Origin of the sequence: Mesorhizobium sp. M1406, assembly GCF_040317555.1 — a bacterium.
GTDB lineage: Bacteria > Pseudomonadota > Alphaproteobacteria > Rhizobiales > Rhizobiaceae > Mesorhizobium.
The window spans coordinates 26,301-46,274 of record NZ_JAMYKW010000017.1 but is presented as its reverse complement, the minus strand read 5'-3'; the positions used below and the strand labels follow the sequence as shown (position 1 = coordinate 46,274).

Annotated in this window: 19 protein-coding genes, 1 tRNA gene and 1 pseudogene; 8 read left to right on the top strand and 13 right to left on the bottom strand. The window is 61.7% G+C overall.

What is annotated here, in order from left to right; genetic code table 11:
* Nucleotides 1–35 precede the first annotated feature (35 nt).
* The gene (locus NKH03_RS16565) at nt 36–200 is read right to left on the bottom strand and encodes a hypothetical protein (protein ID WP_352665090.1); all 165 of its coding nucleotides are present in this window, start codon (nt 198–200) and stop codon (nt 36–38) included.
* Between the two features lie 155 nt (nt 201–355).
* Here NKH03_RS16565 and NKH03_RS16560 point away from each other — a divergent pair.
* A tRNA-Thr gene (locus tag NKH03_RS16560) sits at nt 356–431 on the top strand.
* Between the two features lie 52 nt (nt 432–483).
* Here NKH03_RS16560 and NKH03_RS16555 read toward each other — a convergent pair.
* Both NKH03_RS16555 and NKH03_RS16550 read right to left on the bottom strand, forming a co-directional pair.
* Nucleotides 484–1,053 carry a DUF2569 family protein gene (locus NKH03_RS16555; RefSeq protein ID WP_352969281.1) on the bottom strand — a complete coding sequence of 190 codons (570 nt, stop codon included), beginning with the start codon at nt 1,051–1,053 and terminating at the stop codon, nt 484–486.
* A gap of 128 nt (nt 1,054–1,181) precedes the next feature.
* Complete coding sequence (locus NKH03_RS16550; RefSeq protein ID WP_352969279.1) at nt 1,182–1,796, bottom strand: TetR/AcrR family transcriptional regulator; 615 nt, start codon at nt 1,794–1,796, stop codon at nt 1,182–1,184.
* 91 nt (nt 1,797–1,887) lie between these two features.
* On the opposite strand from NKH03_RS16550, the gene NKH03_RS16545 reads away from it, so the two are divergent.
* The 7 genes from NKH03_RS16545 (at nt 1,888) to NKH03_RS16515 (ending at nt 9,586) form a co-directional block, all read left to right on the top strand.
* Nucleotides 1,888–2,979 carry a polyamine ABC transporter substrate-binding protein gene (locus NKH03_RS16545; protein ID WP_352969277.1) on the top strand — a complete coding sequence of 364 codons (1,092 nt, stop codon included), beginning with the start codon at nt 1,888–1,890 and terminating at the stop codon, nt 2,977–2,979.
* 13 nt (nt 2,980–2,992) lie between these two features.
* Nucleotides 2,993–3,838 (top strand): ABC transporter permease, encoded by an 846-nt coding sequence (locus tag NKH03_RS16540; protein WP_352864267.1) that lies wholly within the window; start codon nt 2,993–2,995, stop codon nt 3,836–3,838.
* Nucleotide 3,839: 1 nt separating this feature from the next.
* Entirely contained in the window at nt 3,840–4,622 is a 783-nt protein-coding gene (locus tag NKH03_RS16535) for an ABC transporter permease (RefSeq protein WP_352881171.1), read from the top strand.
* Nucleotides 4,619–5,683 carry an ABC transporter ATP-binding protein gene (locus tag NKH03_RS16530; RefSeq protein WP_352969275.1) on the top strand — a complete coding sequence of 355 codons (1,065 nt, stop codon included), beginning with the start codon at nt 4,619–4,621 and terminating at the stop codon, nt 5,681–5,683. Before NKH03_RS16535 ends, NKH03_RS16530 begins: the two co-directional genes overlap by 4 nt.
* Nucleotides 5,684–5,685: 2 nt before the next feature.
* Entirely contained in the window at nt 5,686–6,447 is a 762-nt protein-coding gene (locus NKH03_RS16525; protein ID WP_352969274.1) for an MBL fold metallo-hydrolase, read from the top strand.
* 564 nt (nt 6,448–7,011) lie between these two features.
* Nucleotides 7,012–7,785, top strand: a complete 774-nt coding sequence (locus tag NKH03_RS16520; protein WP_352881165.1) for an NAD kinase — start codon at nt 7,012–7,014, stop codon at nt 7,783–7,785.
* A gap of 202 nt (nt 7,786–7,987) precedes the next feature.
* Nucleotides 7,988–9,586, top strand: a complete 1,599-nt coding sequence (locus tag NKH03_RS16515; protein WP_352969272.1) for a DEAD/DEAH box helicase — start codon at nt 7,988–7,990, stop codon at nt 9,584–9,586.
* Between the two features lie 117 nt (nt 9,587–9,703).
* Here the strand turns inward: NKH03_RS16515 and NKH03_RS16510 are convergent.
* The 10 genes and pseudogenes from NKH03_RS16510 to NKH03_RS16465 form a co-directional block, all read right to left on the bottom strand.
* A pseudogene (locus NKH03_RS16510) lies at nt 9,704–9,841 on the bottom strand (LysR substrate-binding domain-containing protein); the annotation flags it as partial.
* Nucleotides 9,842–9,941: 100 nt separating this feature from the next.
* The gene (locus NKH03_RS16505; protein ID WP_352969270.1) at nt 9,942–10,850 is read right to left on the bottom strand and encodes an ankyrin repeat domain-containing protein; all 909 of its coding nucleotides are present in this window, start codon (nt 10,848–10,850) and stop codon (nt 9,942–9,944) included.
* A gap of 174 nt (nt 10,851–11,024) precedes the next feature.
* Nucleotides 11,025–11,630 carry a hypothetical protein gene (locus tag NKH03_RS16500; protein ID WP_352864248.1) on the bottom strand — a complete coding sequence of 202 codons (606 nt, stop codon included), beginning with the start codon at nt 11,628–11,630 and terminating at the stop codon, nt 11,025–11,027.
* A gap of 245 nt (nt 11,631–11,875) precedes the next feature.
* Nucleotides 11,876–12,526: a YiaD family glycine zipper/OmpA-like lipoprotein gene (locus NKH03_RS16495; RefSeq protein WP_013531371.1), complete on the bottom strand. Its 651-nt coding sequence runs from the start codon at nt 12,524–12,526 to the stop codon at nt 11,876–11,878.
* A 172-nt stretch (nt 12,527–12,698) separates the two neighbouring features.
* A complete protein-coding gene (locus tag NKH03_RS16490) occupies nt 12,699–13,067 on the bottom strand; it encodes a GFA family protein (RefSeq protein ID WP_352877366.1) in 369 nt (122 codons plus the stop codon).
* Between the two features lie 176 nt (nt 13,068–13,243).
* Nucleotides 13,244–13,621, bottom strand: coding sequence for a hypothetical protein (locus tag NKH03_RS16485; RefSeq protein WP_352877364.1), 378 nt, complete (start codon nt 13,619–13,621; stop codon nt 13,244–13,246).
* Between the two features lie 287 nt (nt 13,622–13,908).
* Entirely contained in the window at nt 13,909–14,322 is a 414-nt protein-coding gene (locus NKH03_RS16480; RefSeq protein ID WP_352969268.1) for a GFA family protein, read from the bottom strand.
* A 169-nt stretch (nt 14,323–14,491) separates the two neighbouring features.
* Nucleotides 14,492–15,623 (bottom strand): peptide chain release factor 2 gene (gene prfB / locus NKH03_RS16475; protein WP_352877359.1). Its coding sequence is split into 2 segments (ribosomal slippage): nt 14,492–15,556 and nt 15,558–15,623, totalling 1,131 coding nucleotides; the frame shifts between segments, so codons are not numbered across the junction.
* A 115-nt stretch (nt 15,624–15,738) separates the two neighbouring features.
* Complete coding sequence (locus tag NKH03_RS16470) at nt 15,739–18,195, bottom strand: penicillin-binding protein 1A (RefSeq protein ID WP_352864236.1); 2,457 nt, start codon at nt 18,193–18,195, stop codon at nt 15,739–15,741.
* Nucleotides 18,196–18,408: 213 nt separating this feature from the next.
* A complete protein-coding gene (locus tag NKH03_RS16465; RefSeq protein WP_352864234.1) occupies nt 18,409–19,671 on the bottom strand; it encodes an N-acetylmuramoyl-L-alanine amidase in 1,263 nt (420 codons plus the stop codon).
* Between the last annotated feature and the right edge of the window lie 303 nt (nt 19,672–19,974).

Sequence of the window (19,974 nt, the reverse complement as noted above, 5' to 3'; positions counted from 1 at the left end):
ACTATTCGCTATTCGCTATTCGCTACTCGCTCTTTTCACATCCCCGTGACATGGCGCAGCCAGAAGGCGAGCGCGATGAAGCCGATGATGGTGGTGACGCCGGTCCAGTCGACATTGGCCTTCTTCACATCGCTGATGATCTTCACCAACAGCATCCAGGCCACGAAGATGATCGGGAGAATGATGACAAATCTGATCATGCGGCACCCCTGCTCGAAGCGATTGCACCGTTTCCATATGTAGGAAGCAATCAGGCGCTTTTCAGGATGCCCTCCCCCGACAGCCCATGCGACATGCCGGGTAAAACGGAGTTTTGTCTTTACTGGCGCAACAAATATGCTAACCGGAGCGCCGTGCCCTTGTAGCTCAGCTGGTAGAGCAGCGGTTTTGTAAACCGAAGGTCGGCGGTTCGATTCCGTCCGGGGGCACCAGCTCCGATCGACGACTACCCGAGAGCCAGAGCCTTCCGGGCGCCCCGATATCCTATGACGCGCTCGCAATTTGGGCGGATACCCCAACCCTGGTGAACGTGTTGCGTACCCTGACGGATTTGTAGACGTAAGCGACCCAGAGTCCGGTAAGGACAAACGAGACTATCGGCGCCGCAAGCGCGCCTCCGGTGATCACTTGCCCGACCGCAACCCCGAGAGCAGCGGAAACCCAGGCAGCGTCCAGGATGAAAACCACCGGGATTGCAAGCCACTGGATGAGAAACAACTGCTTGAACCAAGAGCTCCGCCTCAGCATGGCAACCAGCACCACCAGTTGAAGCACCAGAAATGCCAGCAGCAAAGCAACCTCACCATAGACTACCATGGGTCCATTCGGCACCAGCATGAGTTGGTTGTAGCCCTCGCTCGAGGAACCCAATACGAGAAGTGTGCGCAGCGGTGACAATGCTTGGCCGATCGCCAGCAGCATCAACCAGCCACCGATGCCTACAAGAGTCTCAGGATTCTGTGACGGCTTCGTGGCTGATCGAACAGCAAAGAAAACAGGCGCGCCGATCAACAGCAGCACGATTGCCCAATGCCAGATGGAAAACGACCCCATTTACCCCTCTCCCCTATTTATGCCCTTCTAAGTTGTATCAGATTTCAAACTCAACTCAAGAGGTGAGCCTCGTCTGAAACCAGGTTTTATGCCGAAGCGACGATTTCTCCTGTCTGCTCCTGACTCTTTCACGCCCCGATCGCCGCCACCAGTATTCTATTCTGCCTGCGTACCGCCGCGCGCAGCTCCGGGATCTTCGCCGCGTCGCGCTTCACGAACTCGATGAACATCATGTTCATGTTGTTGAAGATCAGTTCGCCGAGTGCTGCCCCGTCGATGTCCTGCCGCACCAAGCCAAGCGTCTGCAGGCGGGCGATCAGGGCGCGGATCTGTTCGGTCAGCGCGCGGTCGAGCCCGGTGTAAGCCTGACCGAACGGGCTGTCGGGCAATTGCGTCGAGATCGCCATTGCCTGCCGCCACATCTCCTTGCTGAGATAGTGCAGCGAGTGCTCGATGTAGATGCCGATCAGCGTGTCCAGCGCATCGCCGACATTGGCCGGCGGCCTGGCGACGACGCCCTGCCCGGCATTGAGCACCTCGTTGACCTCCAGCGAGACGATGGCGCCGAGGATGTCGCCCTTATTCTCATAGTAATTGTAGATGGTGCCGACCGAGACCTCGGCCTGGGCGGCTATCGCCTCGATCTTGGCGCCCTCATAGCCGGCCTCGCGAAACAGTTCCGCCGCCGCCTCGATGATGCGCCGGTGCCGATCCGCCTTTTGCCTTGCCCGCAATCCGCTCATCCCGGCCTCTTGCCATAAAAACAGAATTGACTCAATTTTAGAATTGGTTCAATTTTTTGCAAGAAGCCACAAAGGCAAGGGAGAACACTCGATGTCCGCTAAACCTGCATCCAGGAATCCGCTTTCCATTCTGAAGAGCCATATGCATGCGGCGTGCGCCGCCACCGCGCTGCTGCTCGGAGCCGGCAGCGCTGCCCAGGCAGCCGATCTCAACGCGCTGATCTGGTGCGATCATGCCGATCCCGCACTGCTGCAGCCGTTCGAGGAGGCCAATGGCGTCAAGGTCAACGTCAAGGAGTTCGAGGGCACCGGCGCCGGACTGGCCATCGTCGAACAGTCGCAGCCGGGCGACTGGGACGTGATGGTGATCGATAGCATCGACATACCGCGCGGCGTCGAGAAGGGCCTGTTCGAGCCGTTGCCGGAAGACAAATTGCCGCTGGCCGATCTGTTTCCGCAGGTGAAGATGGACGGCTCCACCGTCGTCGGCGGCAAGCGCTACGGCATCACCGAAAAGTTCGGCTACAACACGATCGGCTACAATAAGACCAAGGTCGATCCGGCCGACATGCAGTCGATGGCAGCGCTGACCGGCGACAAGTACAAGGGCAAGGTCGCCATCTACGACTACTATCTGCCGGTCATCGGCATGGCGGCACTCGCCATCGGCAAGAAGACGGCCGATCTCACTGAAGCCGACCTGCCCGCCCTCAAGGACGAGCTTCTCAAGATGAAGGCCAATGCCAAGCTGGTCGGCGAAGTGACCGCCAGCCAGACGGCGCTGGCGACCGGCGAGGTCGACATACTGGTCGGCGGCGGCGAATGGGTGACGGCGGGGCTGGCCAAGGAGAACCCGGCGCTGGACTTCTCGATTCCTAGGGAAGGCGCGGTTCTATGGTCGCAGTCGCTGGCCATGTTCAAGGATTCCAAAAACAAGGACATGGCGCTGAAATTCATCCAGTACATCATGAGCCCGGAAGGCCAGGCGCGGCTCGCTACCTCGTCCTGCTACTGGGGCATGCCGGCGAATACCAAGGCGGCGCTGACCGACGAGCAGAAAAATATCCTGCGCTTCGACGAGCAGCCGGGCTTCCTGGCACGCGCCCAGGCCTATCCGGCGCCGAACGCCGATCTCGACAAGAAGATGCAGGACATGTGGACCGAAATGCTGCAGGCGAAATGAGCGATTGCGGCTGATGAAGTCAATTGGAAGCAACGGGCGTGCTTTGCCCTGGGCGCTGGTGACGCCGGCGCTCGGCTGGACGCTGCTGTTCTTCGTGCTGCCCTTCATCGCCATGGGGTTTTCCAGCCTCACGGCGCATGAGGGCGGCGGCTTCACGGCGTCCAACTACAGCCAGTTCTTCACCAACCCTTCCTACTGGCAGGCGATGGTGAACTCGCTGCAGGTCACCGCGATCGTCACCGTCGTCTCGGTGCTGCTCGCCTATCCCTTTGCCTGGATCCTGGCCGAACAGGTGCCGGAACGCTGGCAGCGGCTGGCGCTGATGCTGGCCGTGCTGCCGTTCTGGACCTCCTATGTCGTGCGCTCCTACTCCTGGCTGCTGGTGCTGGCGCAGAACGGTGTGATCAACCGCGCGCTGACCGGCTCGGGCCTGTTCAGCGAACCGGTGCAGTTGGCCAACACGCGCTTCGCCACCGTCACCGGTTTCGTGCATTTTTTCGTCATGCTGTTGACGCTGACCATCTTCGCCAATCTCAAGCAGCTCAGTCCGAGCTACCGCAAGGCCGCCGCCGACCTCGGCGCCGGGCCGGTGCGCACTTTCTTGCATGTCGTGCTGCCGCTGACCTTGCCCGGCATCATGGTCGGCGCCTTCCTCACCTTCGTGCTGTGCATCGGCGACTACATCACGCCGCAGATCCTGGGCGGCAACAACGAGCTTCTGATGCCGCAGCTGGTGATGATGCAGATCGGCCGGCGCGGCGATTTTCCGCTGGCCTCGGCGCTGTCGATCATCCTGATGGCGGTGGTCACCATCGCCTACCTCGCCTGCGCCCGCTGGCTGAAGATCGAGCGGGCCTGAGATGCGCAGGATCGTCCGCATAGCCTCCTGGCTCTACGCCGTCCTGATCTACGGCTTCATCTTTCTGCCCGTGGTCGTGCTCGTTCTGTTTTCGCTGCAGGCGACGTCGTTTCCAATCCCGCCCTTCACCGGCCCGTCGCTGCGCTGGTACGACGCGGTTCTCTCTGACGTCAGGCTGACCTCGGCGCTGGTCAATTCGCTGCTGGTCGCGTCCATCTCGTCGCTCGCCGCCGTCACGCTCGGCTTCCTCTCCGCCTGGGGTTTTGCGCGCTTTGTCCTACCCGGCTCCGGCCTGCTGCGCGGGCTGATCACCCTGCCGCTGACGGTCAGCTACCTCATCATCGGCATGGGGCTCCTGGTGCTGTTCAACTGGGCCGGCGTGCCGAAGTCGCTGCTGGCCGCCGGCATCGGCCATGTCGTGATCAACCTGCCGCTGTGCTTTGCCATCATCTACAGCCAGATGGGCGACCACCAGATCAACATCGAGCGCGCCGCGCGCGACCTCGGCGCGCCGGAATGGAAGGTGCTGCTGCTGATCACCATGCCGGTCATGGCGCCTGCCATCTTCGCCGGCTTCTTCCTGTCGATGACCTTCTCGTGGGACGAGTTCGTCATTTCCTTCCTTTTGACCCGTTTCGACACCACCTTGCCTGTCGAAATCTGGAACCTGCTGCGTTCCGGCCTCAATCCCAAGACCAACGCGGTCGGCTCGCTGGTCTTCGCCGTCTCCATCGTGCTGGTGGTGCTGTTCGAACTGACATTGCTGCGAAGGAGAAAGGCATGACCGCGCCTTTGGTCGATATAAGCTCCGTCTCGCACCGCTTCGGCCAGCACACGGTGCTGAAGAACGTGTCGTTGCAGATCGAGCCCGGCAGCTACACGATCCTGCTCGGACCCTCGGGCTCCGGCAAGACGACGCTGCTGTCCATTCTGGGCGGCTTCGTCACGCCCAGCGAAGGCAAGGTGTTCATCCGTGGCGAGGACTGCACGTCCGTGCCGCCGGCCAAGCGCCCGACGACGACGGTGTTCCAGGACTACGCGCTGTTTCCGCATATGAGCGTCGGCGGCAATGTCGGTTTCGGCCTGCGCATGCAGGGCGTCGACGGCGCCACACGGGCGGCAAAGGCACGCGAGGCGCTGGCGCTGGTTGGACTGGCCGCAGCCTTCGACAAGAAACCGCATCAGCTTTCCGGCGGCCAGCGGCAGCGCGTGGCCCTGGCGCGTGCGCTGGTGATCGAGCCGGCGGTGCTTCTGCTCGACGAGCCGCTCGGCGCGCTCGACCTCAAATTGCGCCGGCAGATGCAGGACGAATTGAAGGCAATCCAGAAGCGCGTCGGCACCGCCTTCATTCACGTCACCCACGACCAGGAAGAGGCAATGGCGCTGGCCGACCATTGCGTGGTGATGAATGACGGGCGCATCGAGGACGAAGGCCCGCCCGAGCGCGTCTATGCGCGGCCGGCGACGCGCTTTTCCGCCACCTTCATGGGCGAGAGCACGATCCTTGCCGGCACAGTCACGGAGGCCGGGGACCTGACAAGCACTGTCGGCACGCCGGTCGGGCCGGTTTCACTGCCCAGCGCGTTGCCGGCGGGCTCCGCCGTTGCGCTGGCCATACGGCCGGAGCATCTTGTCCTCGGCATGGCCGTAGGCACCGTACAGCTCGGCTCCGCCAAGGTGAGCGACGTCGTCTTCCAGGGCAGCTTCAAGCGCGTGCTTGCGGCTTCCATCGAAGATCCCTCGGTGCAATTCATCGCCAAGTTGCCCGCTGCAGCGACCGTCCAGCCGGGCGACACGGTCACGATTTCCTGCGATACCGACCAGATCATCCTGCTGACGGATTGAACATGGGTACGCTTGCGGTCATCGACGCTCCCGACTGGTACGAGACCATCCGCATGAGCGATGGCGTGACCTTGATCCACGAGCCTTGGATAAAACCGTTCTTCCGCTGCAATATGTGGCATGTGCGCGGCCGCGACCGCGACCTCCTCTTCGACACCGGGCTTGGCCATTTCAGCCTCCGGCGTCACGTGCCGCTGGTGAGCGAGCGCAAGCTCATCTGCGTCGCCAGCCACACGCATTTCGACCATATCGGCTGCCACCATGAATTTCCCGATCGCTGTGTGCACGCGGCCGAGGCTCAAATCCTCGCCGATCCGCGCAACGAATGGACGGCCGCCGGCACCTACGCGACGGACGAGATGTTCGATGGCATGCCGCGAGGCTGGGACACGGCGCGCTACGGCATTGCGCCCGCACCCGCCGGCCGCTTGCTCAACCATGGCGATGTCGTCGATCTCGGCGACCGTGCCTTCGAGGTGATCCACACGCCCGGCCATTCACCCGGCGGCATCGCGCTCTACGAAAACAGGACGGGCATCCTGTTATCCGGCGACATCATCTATGACGGCCCGCTGATCGACGATGTCTACCACTCGGACATATCAGACTACATGGCGACACTCACGCGCCTGCGCGACCTCGATGTCTCGGTCGTGCATGGCGGCCATTTCCCAAGCTTCGGCAAGGTGCGCTACCGCCAGCTTGTCGACGAGTATCTGGAACAGAAGCGGCAAGCCGGCTGCCATCTGCGGAAGGGTTCATAGCTGAGTTGAGCGTGATTTCCTCGATCAGCACGCGCTACTCGGTCCGGCGATCCGTTGGCGCAGCGGTTGGAACGCCCGCAGCCGGTTTCGCTTCCAGCCAGAAACGACACGCCTCGCCAAGTCAGGTCCGAGTTACAGCGCCCTTTGCGGGCATGGCGCCCCGGCGGCATCGCCACAGCGCGACGCCGTGGGCTGAGGTCGGAAGCTCGTCTCTTCGGACTGGCGCACCAGTTCGGCAAAGAGAAGCGCGAAGCTTCCCAGCATTAGAAAGACGATGATCAGGCGTGTTACCGGCAATATGTCGGCCTCGACTGGCTAGCCCCCACGCCACCCAACCACTGCCGGCTAACATGACCGGTCCGGCTTTACGAGAGTTTAAAGCCGGTCTTAACCATCACATTCGCGTAGCCTTTGACATGATGCGCGAACAGCAAGCCGCATTCCGCCGCTCCGCGGTCGCCTCGACGCGCGCGGCTCTCTTTGCAGACACGGCCCGCCCATGCTACCCCGGCGCTGGCGCGGCCCGGTAACCGGCCGCCGCCAATGGGTCGTCATCGGGAAGCCATGAGCACAGCCGCCAGCCGCATCGCCTTCGTCTCGTCCGACACCGCTGACGCCAAGGCGGCGCTGGAAAGCCTGTCGGCGCGCTATGGCCAGTCCTCCGTCGAGGATGCCGGGATCGTCGTCGCGCTCGGTGGTGACGGCTTCCTGCTGCAGACCCTGCGCGACACGATGGGGACCGGCAAGAAGGTCTACGGCATGAACCGTGGCACCATCGGTTTCCTGATGAACGAGTACCGGTTCGGCGGGCTCACCGAGCGGATCGCGGCCGCGGTCGCCGAAACGATCCGCCCGCTGGAAATGCTGGCCGAAACCTCGGAAGGCGAAACGCTTTCGGCGCTGGCGATCAACGAAGTGGCGCTGTGGCGGCAGTCCTACCAGACGGCCAAGATCCGGATCACCGTCGACGAGCAAATACGGCTCGAGGAACTGAGTTGCGACGGCGTGATGATCGCGACGCCGGCCGGGTCCACCGCCTACAATCTCTCCGCGCACGGGCCGATCCTGCCGCTCGATGCGCCATTGCTGGCGCTGACCCCGGTCAGCCCGTTTCGCCCGCGCCGCTGGCGCGGCGCGCTGCTCTCCAACAAGGCGACCGTGCGCTTCGACATTCTCGAGCCGGAAAAACGGCCCGTGAACGCCGCCGCCGACCATACGGAAGTCAAGGCGGTGACCTCGGTCACGGTCAGGGAATCGCCAACAGCGACGGCGACGTTGCTGTTCGATCCCAACCATTCCTGGAACGAACGCATCCTCGCCGAACAGTTCCGTTACTGAGCCGGCGCGGCGAACTGCACGGGGGTTAAGTATCCCGATTAAGGTTACAACTTCACAATCGCGCCAATCACGGCCGTTTCTGTTGACAAATCGAGGGCTTGCTCCTAATTGCAATACCAATCTTGCAGGCGCGTGGCGCTTGCCGCGACAGACGTCGTTAGACGCCGTTGCGCTTCCCCGAACCAGCCAAAGACAACAACAATTGTCCTCAGACACCACGACGGCTCCAGAAGCGTTGACCTTTTCAGACCTCGGCCTGTCGCCGAAGGTTCTTTCCGCAGTCACCGATGCCGGCTACACGCAGCCGACACCGATCCAGGCTGGTGCCATCCCGCACGCGCTTCTCGGCAAGGATATTCTGGGCATCGCCCAGACTGGCACCGGCAAAACGGCTTCCTTTGTGCTGCCAATGCTGACCCGCCTCGAAAAAGGCCGGGCTCGTGCCCGCATGCCGCGCACGCTGATCCTGGAGCCGACGCGCGAGCTCGCCGCACAGGTCGAAGAGAATTTCATCAGATACGGCAAGAACCACAAGCTCAACATCGCGCTTTTGATCGGCGGCGTGTCGTTCGATGAGCAGGACAAGAAGCTGGAGCGCGGCGCCGACGTGCTGATCGCGACGCCCGGTCGCCTGCTCGACCACCGCGAGCGCGGCAAGCTGTTGCTCAACGGCGTCGAGATCCTCGTCATCGACGAAGCGGACCGCATGCTCGACATGGGCTTCATCCCCGACATCGAGCGCATCTGCGAGATGATCCCGTTCACCAGGCAGACGCTGTTCTTCTCGGCGACGATGCCGCCGGAGATCACCAAGCTCACCGAAAAGTTCCTGCATGCGCCGGTGCGCGTCGAGGTTTCCAAGGCCGCGTCCGCGGCGACCAACATCATCCAGCGCCTAGTCAAGTCCGGCTCCAAACCATGGGACAAGCGCGAGACGTTGCGCAACCTGATCAAGGCCGAAGATGCGGAGCTGAAGAACGCCATCATCTTCTGCAACCGCAAGGTCGAGGTGGCGGAGCTGTTCCGCTCGCTGCTGAAGTATGATTTCGACGCCGGTGCGCTGCATGGCGACATGGACCAGCGCGCGCGCATGCAGATGCTGGCCAATTTCCGCGACGGCAAGCTGCGCTACCTGGTCGCCTCCGACGTCGCCGCGCGCGGTCTCGACATCCCCGATGTCAGCCACGTCTTCAATTACGACGTGCCGATCCATGCCGAGGACTACGTTCACCGCATCGGCCGCACCGGACGCGCCGGACGCTCTGGAAAATCCTTCACCATCGCGACCAAGTCGGACACCAAGTACATCGATGCCATTGAGCGGCTGATCGGCAACAAGATCGAGTGGCATGACGGCGACCTGTCGACAGTGGTCGCCAGCGAAGGCGAGGACGATGCTCCGCGCCGCGGCAAAGGCGCGCCGCGCCGTGCCGGCCGCAAGGACGACGACCGCAAGGACCATGATCGCAGGGAAAAGGGCGGCGAGCGCAAACCACGCGAACGCCACGCCAGGCACAGCGAAGAGGCGGCACCGGAAACGGTACGCGAGGATCAGCCGCCGGCCGAGGCCGCGGTCGCCGACATCGGCGAACGCCGCTCGCGCAAGGACGCGACCCGGTCGGAAAACACCGAGCGCAAATCATCCGATCGCAACGAGCAGCGCGCACCGGAACGCGGCGACACCAGGCCGCAGCGCGACAGCAACCGCCCTGCCCGCCAACGCCACCAGGAAGACAACGATTCGACCGTCGGCTTCGGCGATGACATGCCGGCCTTCATGAAGATCGTCGCCAAGGTCTGATACGACGGCGCTGCGCGTCTTTTTGGACGCGCAAAAGCAGCCGTTTGCGAAAACGACCAGCCGGCTGGAAGGCGCGCCGAATACGACGCGCCGTAAAGCGCCCAGGCATTTCGCCTGCAAGCTGGAATCCGGCAAGTGGCCGATTCGTATCGTCAAATCGAGGCCCTCGGCACCGAGATCGACAAATCCGTCGGAAAGCTGGAGGTCAACCTCGACCCGAGGATGGGTCCGCATGTATTCGGCGATGACCGGCACGAGGAAATCCGGACCGAACAGAACTGGTGCGCTCACGCGCAGGATGCCTGACGGCTCCGATCGCTGGTTGCGGATCACAGTACCCGCCAGACAGGGGCAATCAATTGTCGGGAAGCGGCATTGGTGTGTCACTCAAGGTCCGCAGGTAAGCGATGATGTCAGCTCGCTGCTTCTCGTCCCGCAGACCCGGGAAAATCATATCTGTTCCGGGCAAAGCGAATGCCGGATTTGAGATAAAAGAATTGAGGTTCTCAAAGGTCCAACTGCCGCCGGCTTCCTTTATGGCTGGCGAATACGGGACATCGCTTTGTGAGGCCTTCGGCCGCCCTACGACGCCCCACAGATTGACCCGTTTGGGAATCTTGAGGTTCGGTGATGCAAGATGACAGGCCCCGCACGTTCCGTCGAAAATTTCCTTGCCCGATTCAGCGCTTGCCGATGCAAGTCGAGCCGAAATCGACGCAATGGCCGGTCGTCCGGCGCCATGACTGCGCAAGTAGGCCACGACGTCGTCGTGACCCCTGAGCTTGGCCAAATGTATGGGCGGATTTCCATTCGATGTCAGTGCGTTGACCTCTGCCCCGGCGTCCACAAGATGGATGACGCACTGAAGGCAGCCATTTTCGGCAGCCACGTGCAGCGGCGTCTGCGCTTTCGCCACCCGATTTGGATCGGCCCCATTGTCGAGCAACAGCTTCACGATCTCGGCGTGCCCAGCTTTGTTGGCGGCGTAGAGTGGCGTTCTTTGCCAGCTGACGGGCAGGTTGACGTCCGCGCCACGATTGATCAGAAGTTTGGCTAACTCGACATTTCCGCCTTCGCAGGCGATGTAGAGCGCCGTAACGCCGTCAATTTCGTTAATCGCGGCGCCTTTGTCCAAGGCGGAAGTCACCGCCGCGACGTCGCCGTTCCTGACAAGATCAACTAAGTGGCTCGCCTGAGCGGGCAGTGTAAAAAGCCAAAGGACGCACGAAGCCGATATCGCCCAGATGCGCGCCCGCTTTATCATTGTATCCTCCCTGATGAGAGTCCTGACGGGCTTGCCCTTAGAATTAGGGCTTGCTGGCGGCCGACATGGCAACGGTAGCCTGAATGGCCGCTTTCGCCTCGGAGGCAGACTAAATGTCTGATCCAAGCATGCCCGTTTATGAGTTCACGCGCGCTAGCCAGCCTGGCTCGCCCTTTACATCGGTCCAGGCATCATCTTGGTCGGTTTCTCCAGCATCGGAAATTCGGCCTTGCTGCATTTCACGTTCGGGTTCGTCGGACTGAACATCCCGTTCGGGTTGTCCGTCAGCCAGGCGTGAAGATCGTAGTGCACGAACTCCCGCGGGATGAGCGGATAGTGCCCCTCCATCGGTCCCATGAACGTTTGGCCGAAAAGCTTCGGGGGTTCCTTGATGTCTGGTGTCAGAGGCACCAGCCATTCCACGCCCACCAGGTGCAAGCCCTTCTTGGTCGGTTCGTAAATCAGCACATTGGGGTGCATCGGGTCGAGTTTTTGGCCAATACTCGGGACGTTGACGAAATGGATACCCATGGCGCCTTTCGGGTAATCCATCGCACCCGCTATCTTTTCTCCGCTGTAGTAGACGCAGCCGACTGTCGACAGATAGAGGTCGCGGACGGCTGCGGTGTAGTCCTCATATTTGGCCAGCGACTTTTTCAAGGCATCTATGTCGGCCTTGTTGACGTCCTCGGCCCGAGCCGTGGCTAGGCCCAACCATGCGCTCATCAGGCTTGTTAAAGTAAGGACGCCGCAGCGCCCAAGGCTGGCTGTTCTTGGCATGCATTCCTCCCAGATTTTCTCATCTGGCCGTGCAAGACCCGAGGCGGAAAAAATGCTGATTGCGCGGCCAGTTACACCGCCTCATCCCCTACGGAACGGCGACGATGGTATTCCTTTCCGTGGTTGCGGGGAAGTTTTTATTTAGCAACAACTAATATTCCGGTGCTGATCCGAAGAGCGCCCATAACAGCTCGAACAAAAACGGCCCCAACGCGGGGCCGTTTCGCATTCCCTCGCCGAACAGATCAGGTAAGCGGCGACAACTGGATTTCGACGCGGCGGTTCTGGGCACGGCCTTCGGCCGTCGCGTTGGATGCGACCGGACGCGTCTTGCCGAAGCCGGTGACGGCGAAGCGGCGCTGATCGACGCCCTGGCCAGACAGATAGTTGGCGACCGCCAGGGCGCGGCGCTGGGACAGATCGAAATTGTGCTGATCCCCACCGGTCGAATCGGTGTGGCCGAACACATCGACCGTGGTCTGCTTGAACTTCTTCAGCACCAGCGCGACCGAGTTCAGCACCTGATAGAAGCCGGGCTTCACAGCGTCCTGATCCGAGTTGAAGGTGATATCGGAGGGCATGTTGAGGATGATCTGGTCACCGCTACGGGTGACACTGACGCCGGTACCCTCGAGTTGCCGGCGCAGTTCGGCTTCGTTCTGGTCCATGGTGGCGCCGATGGCACCGCCGGCGAGCGCACCGATGCCCGCGCCGATCAGCGCGTTGCGGCGGTCATTGCCGCCGGCAAGCAGGCCAAGGCTGGCACCAGCCAAGGCGCCAAGGCCAGCGCCGGCAGCGGTGTTGGAAATCTTCTGGTCGCCTGTATACGGATCAGTGGTGGTGCAGGCACTCACGAGCACAGCCGTCGCCACGACGACGAGCACAGTCTTTTTCATAGGATGGTCCCTCTCCAAGTCACGCCTTGCGGTGGCGCCAAATCAGCCCTTGCGGCGACTTGTACCATGAATTGCGGCGAAAAGCGGAACGGCAAAAACGCCGCCCACGGCTTTTCCGGGGACCAATACCCCGTCGAAGGCGCCGCATCGCCGCACTGGGATGGCCTGAAGGCTACCAGAGATTCTTGCCATCGATGACCACCACTTCGACTTTATCCAGATCGAAATCATCGAACAGCCGCGAATTGACGCTGATCTTGGGATTATCGAAATCCGGCTCGCCCTTCGACCAGTCCGGCGTTTCCGTGAAGGTGCCGCAGCCGCAGGTGGCGCAAAACCCATGCTTTACGGTCTTCGACCCCCATCGGTAGAAAGAAACGTTCTCCATAGGGCTGGTGAGCTTGAATTGCGATGGAATGTAGTATGCCCAGAGCGAGCCACGCTTCGAGCAGAACGAACAGGTGCATTGCGTCACGGTCCGCGGTGCCTGCGAAACCTCGAACGTCGTCGCCCTGCAATGACAGCTTGCCTTGATGGTCATCAACGAGTTCCTCTCCATTGCCCGCCACCTAAGCGGCAAAGGCAGCATAAAGAGGTGCTCCTGACAACTGCCTGCCATCATGCATCCACCGAACCGCGAATGCCCGGCCTGCGGGCATAGACAGGCTCCGGCAAGTCGCCAGCCTGCCCCGTTACACGCGACCGCGGATATCTTCGTCAATAAGAGCGCGGCGGCACGAACAGGCAGATTGTCTTGCCGGCGTCGAGACCGGCCTGATGCGCGCACCAGTGGAACTCACCGTCCGGGCTGTCCTTGACGCGCTTGTCGCTCATGGGAACAACCTCACCCGTGCCGGCGATGACATAACCCTCGGGTTTTTCCAACACTTCGCCAGTATGGGTCGTACGACAATCATAGTTGGCGCAGCATGCGAATGGGTAACTCCAGCCTAGTGGCTTTGCCGCTGTCGGTGTGGCGTCATGCGCAAAGGCGGGTGCCGTCAGCATTGCGATTGCGCCGATTGCGAACAGGGAAAACAAAAGTCGGCCAGCCGGTTGAACGGCATGGGCCGATCTGGATGTGGCAGCAGACATGGAAGCGTTCCTTTCAAACGAGCATCAAGCATTTCGCTTGCCCGTTCCCAGAACGTGTCTTCCCAGCGGCCAGATCGTCAGCTTGCAGATATGCCGCGCCCGGCCATAAATGCTTTTTGTCTCCCCTCAATGCCGTGATGGTGAGCGCAAATGTGAGTCGGCGCAAGAAATTGCTGCGTTCACGAGTACCGCGGCGCATGCCAACCAATCATCCGCTATCGACCGCTGAAATCAACTCCCGGCAAACAGGTATCGACTAAACGGGATTGGTGCGCTGTGGTTCCGGCCTATGGCCGATCGGCAATCACATGCTCTTGATATTGCGGCAGGCCGTCGGCGATGGTGAACCAGCCGGCCTTCGAGCCAACGAAGATGTGCGCGGTCGGTCGGATGGCCGGATCGTCGACAAGGGTTCCCATGGCGACATGGACGAAAGCGCCCTCGCGGACGAGCGAATAGAGCAATGAACCGCACTGGCCGCAATGCGCGTCATGGCCGCTTTGGTCACCGAAGATCAGGAGCTTGTCGTGCCCCGCGGTGAGAGCAAACTTGTCACGCTCGATACCGGCGAAAGGCTTGAAGGCCGAACCGGTGGTGCGGCGGCAGTTCGAACAATGGCAATTCGCGGCATAGATGAATTCGTCCGCGACTTCGTAGTGAACCGCGCCGCAAAAGCACTTTCCAGTGAGCTTGCGAGTCATTCTCTCCTCCGTCGCTAAGGTGCGAAGGGTATGCTCAGATTCAGGTCAGGCCGAGTCGAAAATGGTGGGTTCCGAGAACCGGAGCGGAGCGGACATTCGGGTCCGTGAGCACCGGAAGCGCAGGAAGCCGCCGTTTGCAGGCCGGCCTCACCTGAATATGAGCATAGCCTTAGTCCAGGTCCGCCACGGCTTCACCCGCACCACCTTCGATGCGCTGCGACAACGAGGCTTCCATGAAATCATCGAGGTCGCCATCCAGCACGCTCGACGGGTTGGTGCTCTCGACGCCGGTGCGAAGATCCTTCACCAACTGATAGGGCTGCAGCACATAGGAGCGGATCTGGTGACCCCAGCCGATATCGCTCTTCGACGCTTCGGTGGCGTTTGCAACCGCCTCGCGCTTCTTCAGCTCTTCCTCGTAGAGGCGCGAGCGCAGCATTTCCCAGGCCTTGGCCTTGTTCTTGTGCTGCGAACGTTCGGCCTGGCAGGCGACAGCGATGCCAGTCGCAAGGTGGGTGATACGCACCGCCGAATCGGTGGTGTTGACGTGCTGGCCGCCGGAGCCGGACGAGCGATAGGTGTCGATGCGGACATCGGATTCGGAAACGTCGATCTCGATCGTGTCGTCGATGACCGGATAGACCCAGACGCTGGCGAAGGACGTATGCCGGCGCGCATTGCTGTCATAGGGCGAAATACGCACCAGGCGATGAACGCCCGATTCCGTCTTCATCCAGCCATAGGCATTGTGGCCCTTGATCATCAACGTGGCGGACTTGATGCCGGCCTCTTCGCCGTCATGCACTTCCAGCACCTCGACCTTGAAGCGGCGCCGCTCGGCCCAGCGCGTGTACATGCGCAGCAGCATCGAGGCCCAATCCTGGCTTTCGGTGCCGCCGGCGCCGGCATGGATTTCGAGATAAGTGTCGTTGGCGTCGGCTTCCCCCGACAGCAGCGTCTCGACCTGGCGGGCCTTCGCTTCGCCCTGCATCGAACGCAGCGCGGCTTCGGCTTCGGCGATCACGCCCTCGTCGCGCTCTTCCTCGCCGAGCTCGATCAGGCCGATATTGTCTTCCAGCGCCTGCGTCAGGCCTCTCACCGAGGCGATGCCCTCCTCGAGGCCCTGGCGTTCGCGCATCAGCTTCTGCGCTTCCAGCGGTTCGTTCCAGAGGCTGGCGTCCTCGGCGCGCACATTGAGGTATTCAAGCCGCTTTATGGCCTGATCCCAGTCAAAGATGCCTCCTCAGCAGGGTGATCGCCTGCCTGATCTCGTCGACAATGTTCTGCGTTTCCGCGCGCATGGCTGGCTGTTCTGTCCTGTTTGCTGAAATTGGTCGGCGATACATAGGGAGGCCGCCGCCGGCTGTAAAGCAAAATGGGCTGGCGCAAGGCCAGCCCATCCGCTCCTGAAAATCGTCAGTAGAGGCCGCCGCCGCCGGACTGGATGGCTTGATTGGCCTGCGGCGACAGCGCGCCACCCGTGGCATTGGAGCCATCGGCGCCCATGCCGATCACCCAATAGCTGTCGGCGGGACCGGTACCCGGCTTGAAGGCTTCGATGATGGTGCCGGGATCACCCGATGCGGCGCGCATGCCGGTCTTGCGATTGATGGCGACCAGACTCATGCCGTCCGGGACCTTGAAGTCGACATTGGGCGTGCCGTCCAGCGCCACCCGCATGAAGTCCTTGAAGATAGGTGCCGCGAGACCACCACCGGTGGCGCCATGGCCAAGGCCGCGCGGCGTGTCGTAGCCCATGTAGAGACCGACGACGAGGTTGGGCGTGTAACCGATGAACCAGGCGTCCTTTTCGTCGTTGGTCGTTCCGGTCTTGCCAGCGATGTGGCGGCCGAGTTCGCCGATGGTGGCGCCGGTGCCGCGCTGCACGACGCCTTCCATCATCGAGGTGATCTGGTAGGCGGTCATCGGATCGAGCACCTGCTCGGAATTGTCGACCAGTTCCGGCTCAGGCTGGTTCTGCCATTCGGGCGCATTGCAGCCCTGGCAGCCACGTTCGTCCTGCTTGAACACCGTCTTGCCGTAGCGGTCCTGGATACGGTCGATGAGCGATGGTTTGATCGACTTGCCGCCATTGGCCATGATCGAATAGGCCGACACCATACGCATCACCGTCGTTTCACCGGAGCCCAGCGCCATCGGCAGATACGGCGCCAGGTGGTCGTAGACGCCAAAGCGCTCGGCATATTCGACGACAAGCTTCATGCCCATGTCGTTGGCAAGCCGCACCGTCATCAGGTTGCGCGACTTCTCGATGCCGGAGCGCAGGGTCGCCGGGCCAGCGACGGTGCCGTCGTAATTCTTCGGCGTCCAGGTCGTGTTGCCGCTCTGGATGGTGATCGGCCCATCCATGATCACCGAGGCCGGCGTATAGCCATTGTCGAGAGCCGCCGAATAGACGATCGGCTTGAACGAGGAGCCTGGCTGGCGCATGGCTTGCGTCGCGCGGTTGAATTCGGACTGCGCGTAGGAGAAGCCGCCGACCATGGCCAGCACACGGCCGGTATGCGGATCCATTGCGATCAGGCCGCCCTCCACCTCGGGAACCTGGCGCAGGCTGTAGGCGCCATCGGAGCCGTCGTTCTTCTGCACGAAGATGACGTCGCCCGGCTTCAACACCTCCGCCGGCGACTTGGCCTTGACGGTCTTGCCGTCGACCACATGGCGCATGGCAAAACCCATGTCTTCCTTGCTGACGGTGCCTTCGACGCGTTCCTTGACGATCTCGCCCGACGCCTGGCGCGCGGGCTGCAAGCCGATCGACAAGCCGGTCGCGGAACTGTCGAGCACGACGGCGAGCGACCATTCGGGAACATCCTCCAGCCCCTTGACGCTGCCCAGCGGCACGCCCCAGTCGCCGGACACGTCGATTGACGTCACCGGCCCGCGATAACCGCGCAGGGTGTCGTATTTCATCAACCCGTTCTGCATCGACTTGCGGGCTATGAGCTGGATCTTCGGATCGAGTGTGGTGCGGACGGAAAGGCCGCCTTCGTAAAGCGCATTCTCGCCATAACGGGCGATGATCTGGCGGCGCACCTCTTCGGTGAAGTACTCGCCGGCGAACAGATAGCTGCCGTTGCGGCGCGGCTTCACGCCCAGCGGCTCGGCCTTGGCGTTGGCACCTTCCTCACGCGTGACGTAGCCGTTCTCGACCATCTGGTCGATGACCCAGTTGCGGCGCTCCAGCGCGCGATCGGCATGCTTGAAGGGGTGGTAGTTGTTCGGGCCCTTCGGCAGGGAAGCCAGATAGGCGGCCTCGGCCACGCTCAGCTCGTTGACCGACTTGTCAAAATAGGTCAGCGCGGCGCCGGCGACGCCATAGGCGCCGAAGCCGAAGAAGATTTCGTTGAGGTAGAGTTCGAGAATACGATCCTTGGGATAGGCCTGCTCGATGCGGAAGGCGAGGATCATCTCCTTGATCTTGCGCTCGTAGGTCTGGTCCGAGGACAACAGGAAGTTCTTCGCCACCTGCTGGGTGATCGTCGAGGCGCCGACCTGACGCCTGCCCGAGCCGAGATTCTGCAGGTTGACGATGATGGCGCGGCCGAGGCCGGTCACGTCGATGCCGGGGTGGTTGTAGAAGTTCTTGTCTTCCGCCGACAGGAAGGCCGCCTTGACGCGATCCGGTATGGCCTGGATCGGCAGATACAGGCGCCGTTCACGGGCATATTCGGCCATCAGCGCGCCATCCGACGAATGGATGCGGGTGGTCACCGGCGGCTCGTATTTGGCCAGCACCTCGTAGTCGGGCAAATCCTTCGACAAATGGCCGATGTAGATGGCAACGCCCGCCGCGACCAGAAGGGCCAGCGTCGTGCCGATGCCGAAAAAATAGCCAATGAGACGAATCATACCCGCTCCAGTCCTTGGTTCGGGAATTTCCTAAACGAAGCCGCCTTTCGCGCAAGCTTTCGAGCCGGTCCCAATCCGTAATCGAAAACCCTTGTCGCCACCATGTGGACAAAATACGGCAATGCCGGATTTCGCGGCCGCGTGCCGGAAATAAAAGCACCGGGTGTTGTCGCCGAGCAACGCCGCCTCCGGTTGCAGGCGCCGCCGGGCATGTCAGCCTCCGGTTCCCGATCCGGCCCTGGCCGAAGCGAAAAGCGCGACGGCATTGGTTATGCTCTGGGCCGCCTTGCCGCGCCAGTCGGCGTCGAGCAGTTGCGCCTCGTCCTTGGCATTCGAGAGGTAACCGAGTTCGATCAGCACGGACGGCACATCGGGTGCTTTCAGCACCTTGAAGCCCGCCGAACGCTGCGGATTGTTGATAAGGCCGACGCTGGTCGACAACTGGCCGACCAGCGTGTGGGCGAAACTCATCGAGAAATTGTGCGTTTCGCGGCGGATCAGGTCGATCAGGATGTCGGTGACTTCCTTGCTGTCGTTCTTGATTTCCATGCCGGCGAACTGGTCGGAGAGGTTTTCCCGGTCGGCAAGCGCCTGTGCCTCGGGATCCGAAGCCTTGTCGGAAACGGTGTAGACGGTGGCGCCGCGAATGCCCTTGACGCTGATTGTGTCGGCATGGATGGAAATGAGCAGATCGGCCTCGTGCTGCCGGGCAATGCGCACGCGGTCGTCCAGACGCAGGAATTCGTCCGTGTCGCGCGTCATGTACACATCGTAATTGCCGACGGCGGCGAGTTTGTCGCGCAGCTCCGTGGCGAAGGCCAGCGTGACGTTCTTCTCAATGGTGCCGTTCAATCCCTCGGCGCCGCCGTCGATGCCACCATGGCCTGGGTCGATGACGACGGTGAAGCGATGGCCTGGATTGGAGACCGGTCCGGTGCCGACCCGCTCTCCCTTGTCGGTCGAAACCGTCGATCCGGTGGTCAGCGCCTGATTGGCCAGTGCGGCATCGAACTCGCGTGCGGAGGCCGCCGATATGTCGATGGCAATGCGGTATCCGGTTCCGTCCTCATTCTTGAGCACATCGAGCTTGTCGACGGCGAAAGGGCCCTTGCCGGTGAGGATCAGCCGCGAAACGCCTTCGCCGAGCTCGCCCAGGCGCACGCCCTTGACCAGGCCGCGTGCCTTCAAATCCTTGGCGTCAATGGCGAATCTCGTATTCGCGAGGTCGAGGACGAGCCGGTTGGGACCGCGCAGCAGGAACCATTTGATATCGGGTTCGCGATCGAAATCCATGACGATGCGCATCTTGGTGGCGTCGCCCGCCATCTTGTAGCCTTTTGCCACGAGCGGAGCGTCGGCGGCTTGGGCAATCGAGGAAAAGGCGGAGGAGATCGTCAGCAGCAGCAAGAGACGGAAAAAGGCCAGGATCCGGCCGCCAACACGACATCCCTTGTCTGTGAAGTCCGCCGGTCCCATTTCTCTTCCAGTCGCTCCCGGTTTGGCGCCAGGCGCCCGGTCGTTTTTGTCGAAGTGCCGGTTAGGCCGCGAACTCGATTAACGATTGGTATCCAAAGAAGGTTAACCAAGCCTTTTCATACAAGGGTCGAAACCCATACTTACGTTACGGAACTGCTTTTTGCCGGCATCGGAAATCGGGGTTGCCTTCCACCCCGCCAAATCATAAAAGCGATGGTGGATCACTGCAATCCTGGAACCGCCCTCCTCCGCAGCTTCCTGCTACAGGGTCAGATGAAAAAGGCGGCTCCTTTCGCTTCACGC

Bases quoted from the DNA above. Each gene is read 5' to 3' on its own strand.
- NKH03_RS16490 (WP_352877366.1), bottom strand. From the start codon at position 13,067: ATGACCATCAAGGCAAGCTGTCATTGCAGGGCGACGACGTTCGAGGTT.
- NKH03_RS16550 (WP_352969279.1), bottom strand. From the start codon at position 1,796: ATGAGCGGATTGCGGGCAAGGCAAAAGGCGGATCGGCACCGGCGCATC.
- NKH03_RS16555 (WP_352969281.1), bottom strand. From the start codon at position 1,053: ATGGGGTCGTTTTCCATCTGGCATTGGGCAATCGTGCTGCTGTTGATC.
- NKH03_RS16505 (WP_352969270.1), bottom strand. From the start codon at position 10,850: ATGATAAAGCGGGCGCGCATCTGGGCGATATCGGCTTCGTGCGTCCTT.
- NKH03_RS16565 (WP_352665090.1), bottom strand. From the start codon at position 200: ATGATCAGATTTGTCATCATTCTCCCGATCATCTTCGTGGCCTGGATG.
- NKH03_RS16540 (WP_352864267.1), top strand. From the start codon at position 2,993: ATGAAGTCAATTGGAAGCAACGGGCGTGCTTTGCCCTGGGCGCTGGTG.
- NKH03_RS16470 (WP_352864236.1), bottom strand. From the start codon at position 18,195: ATGATTCGTCTCATTGGCTATTTTTTCGGCATCGGCACGACGCTGGCC.
- NKH03_RS16480 (WP_352969268.1), bottom strand. From the start codon at position 14,322: ATGACTCGCAAGCTCACTGGAAAGTGCTTTTGCGGCGCGGTTCACTAC.
- NKH03_RS16520 (WP_352881165.1), top strand. From the start codon at position 7,012: ATGAGCACAGCCGCCAGCCGCATCGCCTTCGTCTCGTCCGACACCGCT.
- NKH03_RS16535 (WP_352881171.1), top strand. From the start codon at position 3,840: ATGCGCAGGATCGTCCGCATAGCCTCCTGGCTCTACGCCGTCCTGATC.
- NKH03_RS16495 (WP_013531371.1), bottom strand. From the start codon at position 12,526: ATGAAAAAGACTGTGCTCGTCGTCGTGGCGACGGCTGTGCTCGTGAGT.
- NKH03_RS16530 (WP_352969275.1), top strand. From the start codon at position 4,619: ATGACCGCGCCTTTGGTCGATATAAGCTCCGTCTCGCACCGCTTCGGC.
- NKH03_RS16465 (WP_352864234.1), bottom strand. From the start codon at position 19,671: ATGGGACCGGCGGACTTCACAGACAAGGGATGTCGTGTTGGCGGCCGG.
- NKH03_RS16485 (WP_352877364.1), bottom strand. From the start codon at position 13,621: ATGTCTGCTGCCACATCCAGATCGGCCCATGCCGTTCAACCGGCTGGC.
- NKH03_RS16545 (WP_352969277.1), top strand. From the start codon at position 1,888: ATGTCCGCTAAACCTGCATCCAGGAATCCGCTTTCCATTCTGAAGAGC.
- NKH03_RS16500 (WP_352864248.1), bottom strand. From the start codon at position 11,630: ATGCCAAGAACAGCCAGCCTTGGGCGCTGCGGCGTCCTTACTTTAACA.
- NKH03_RS16525 (WP_352969274.1), top strand. From the start codon at position 5,686: ATGGGTACGCTTGCGGTCATCGACGCTCCCGACTGGTACGAGACCATC.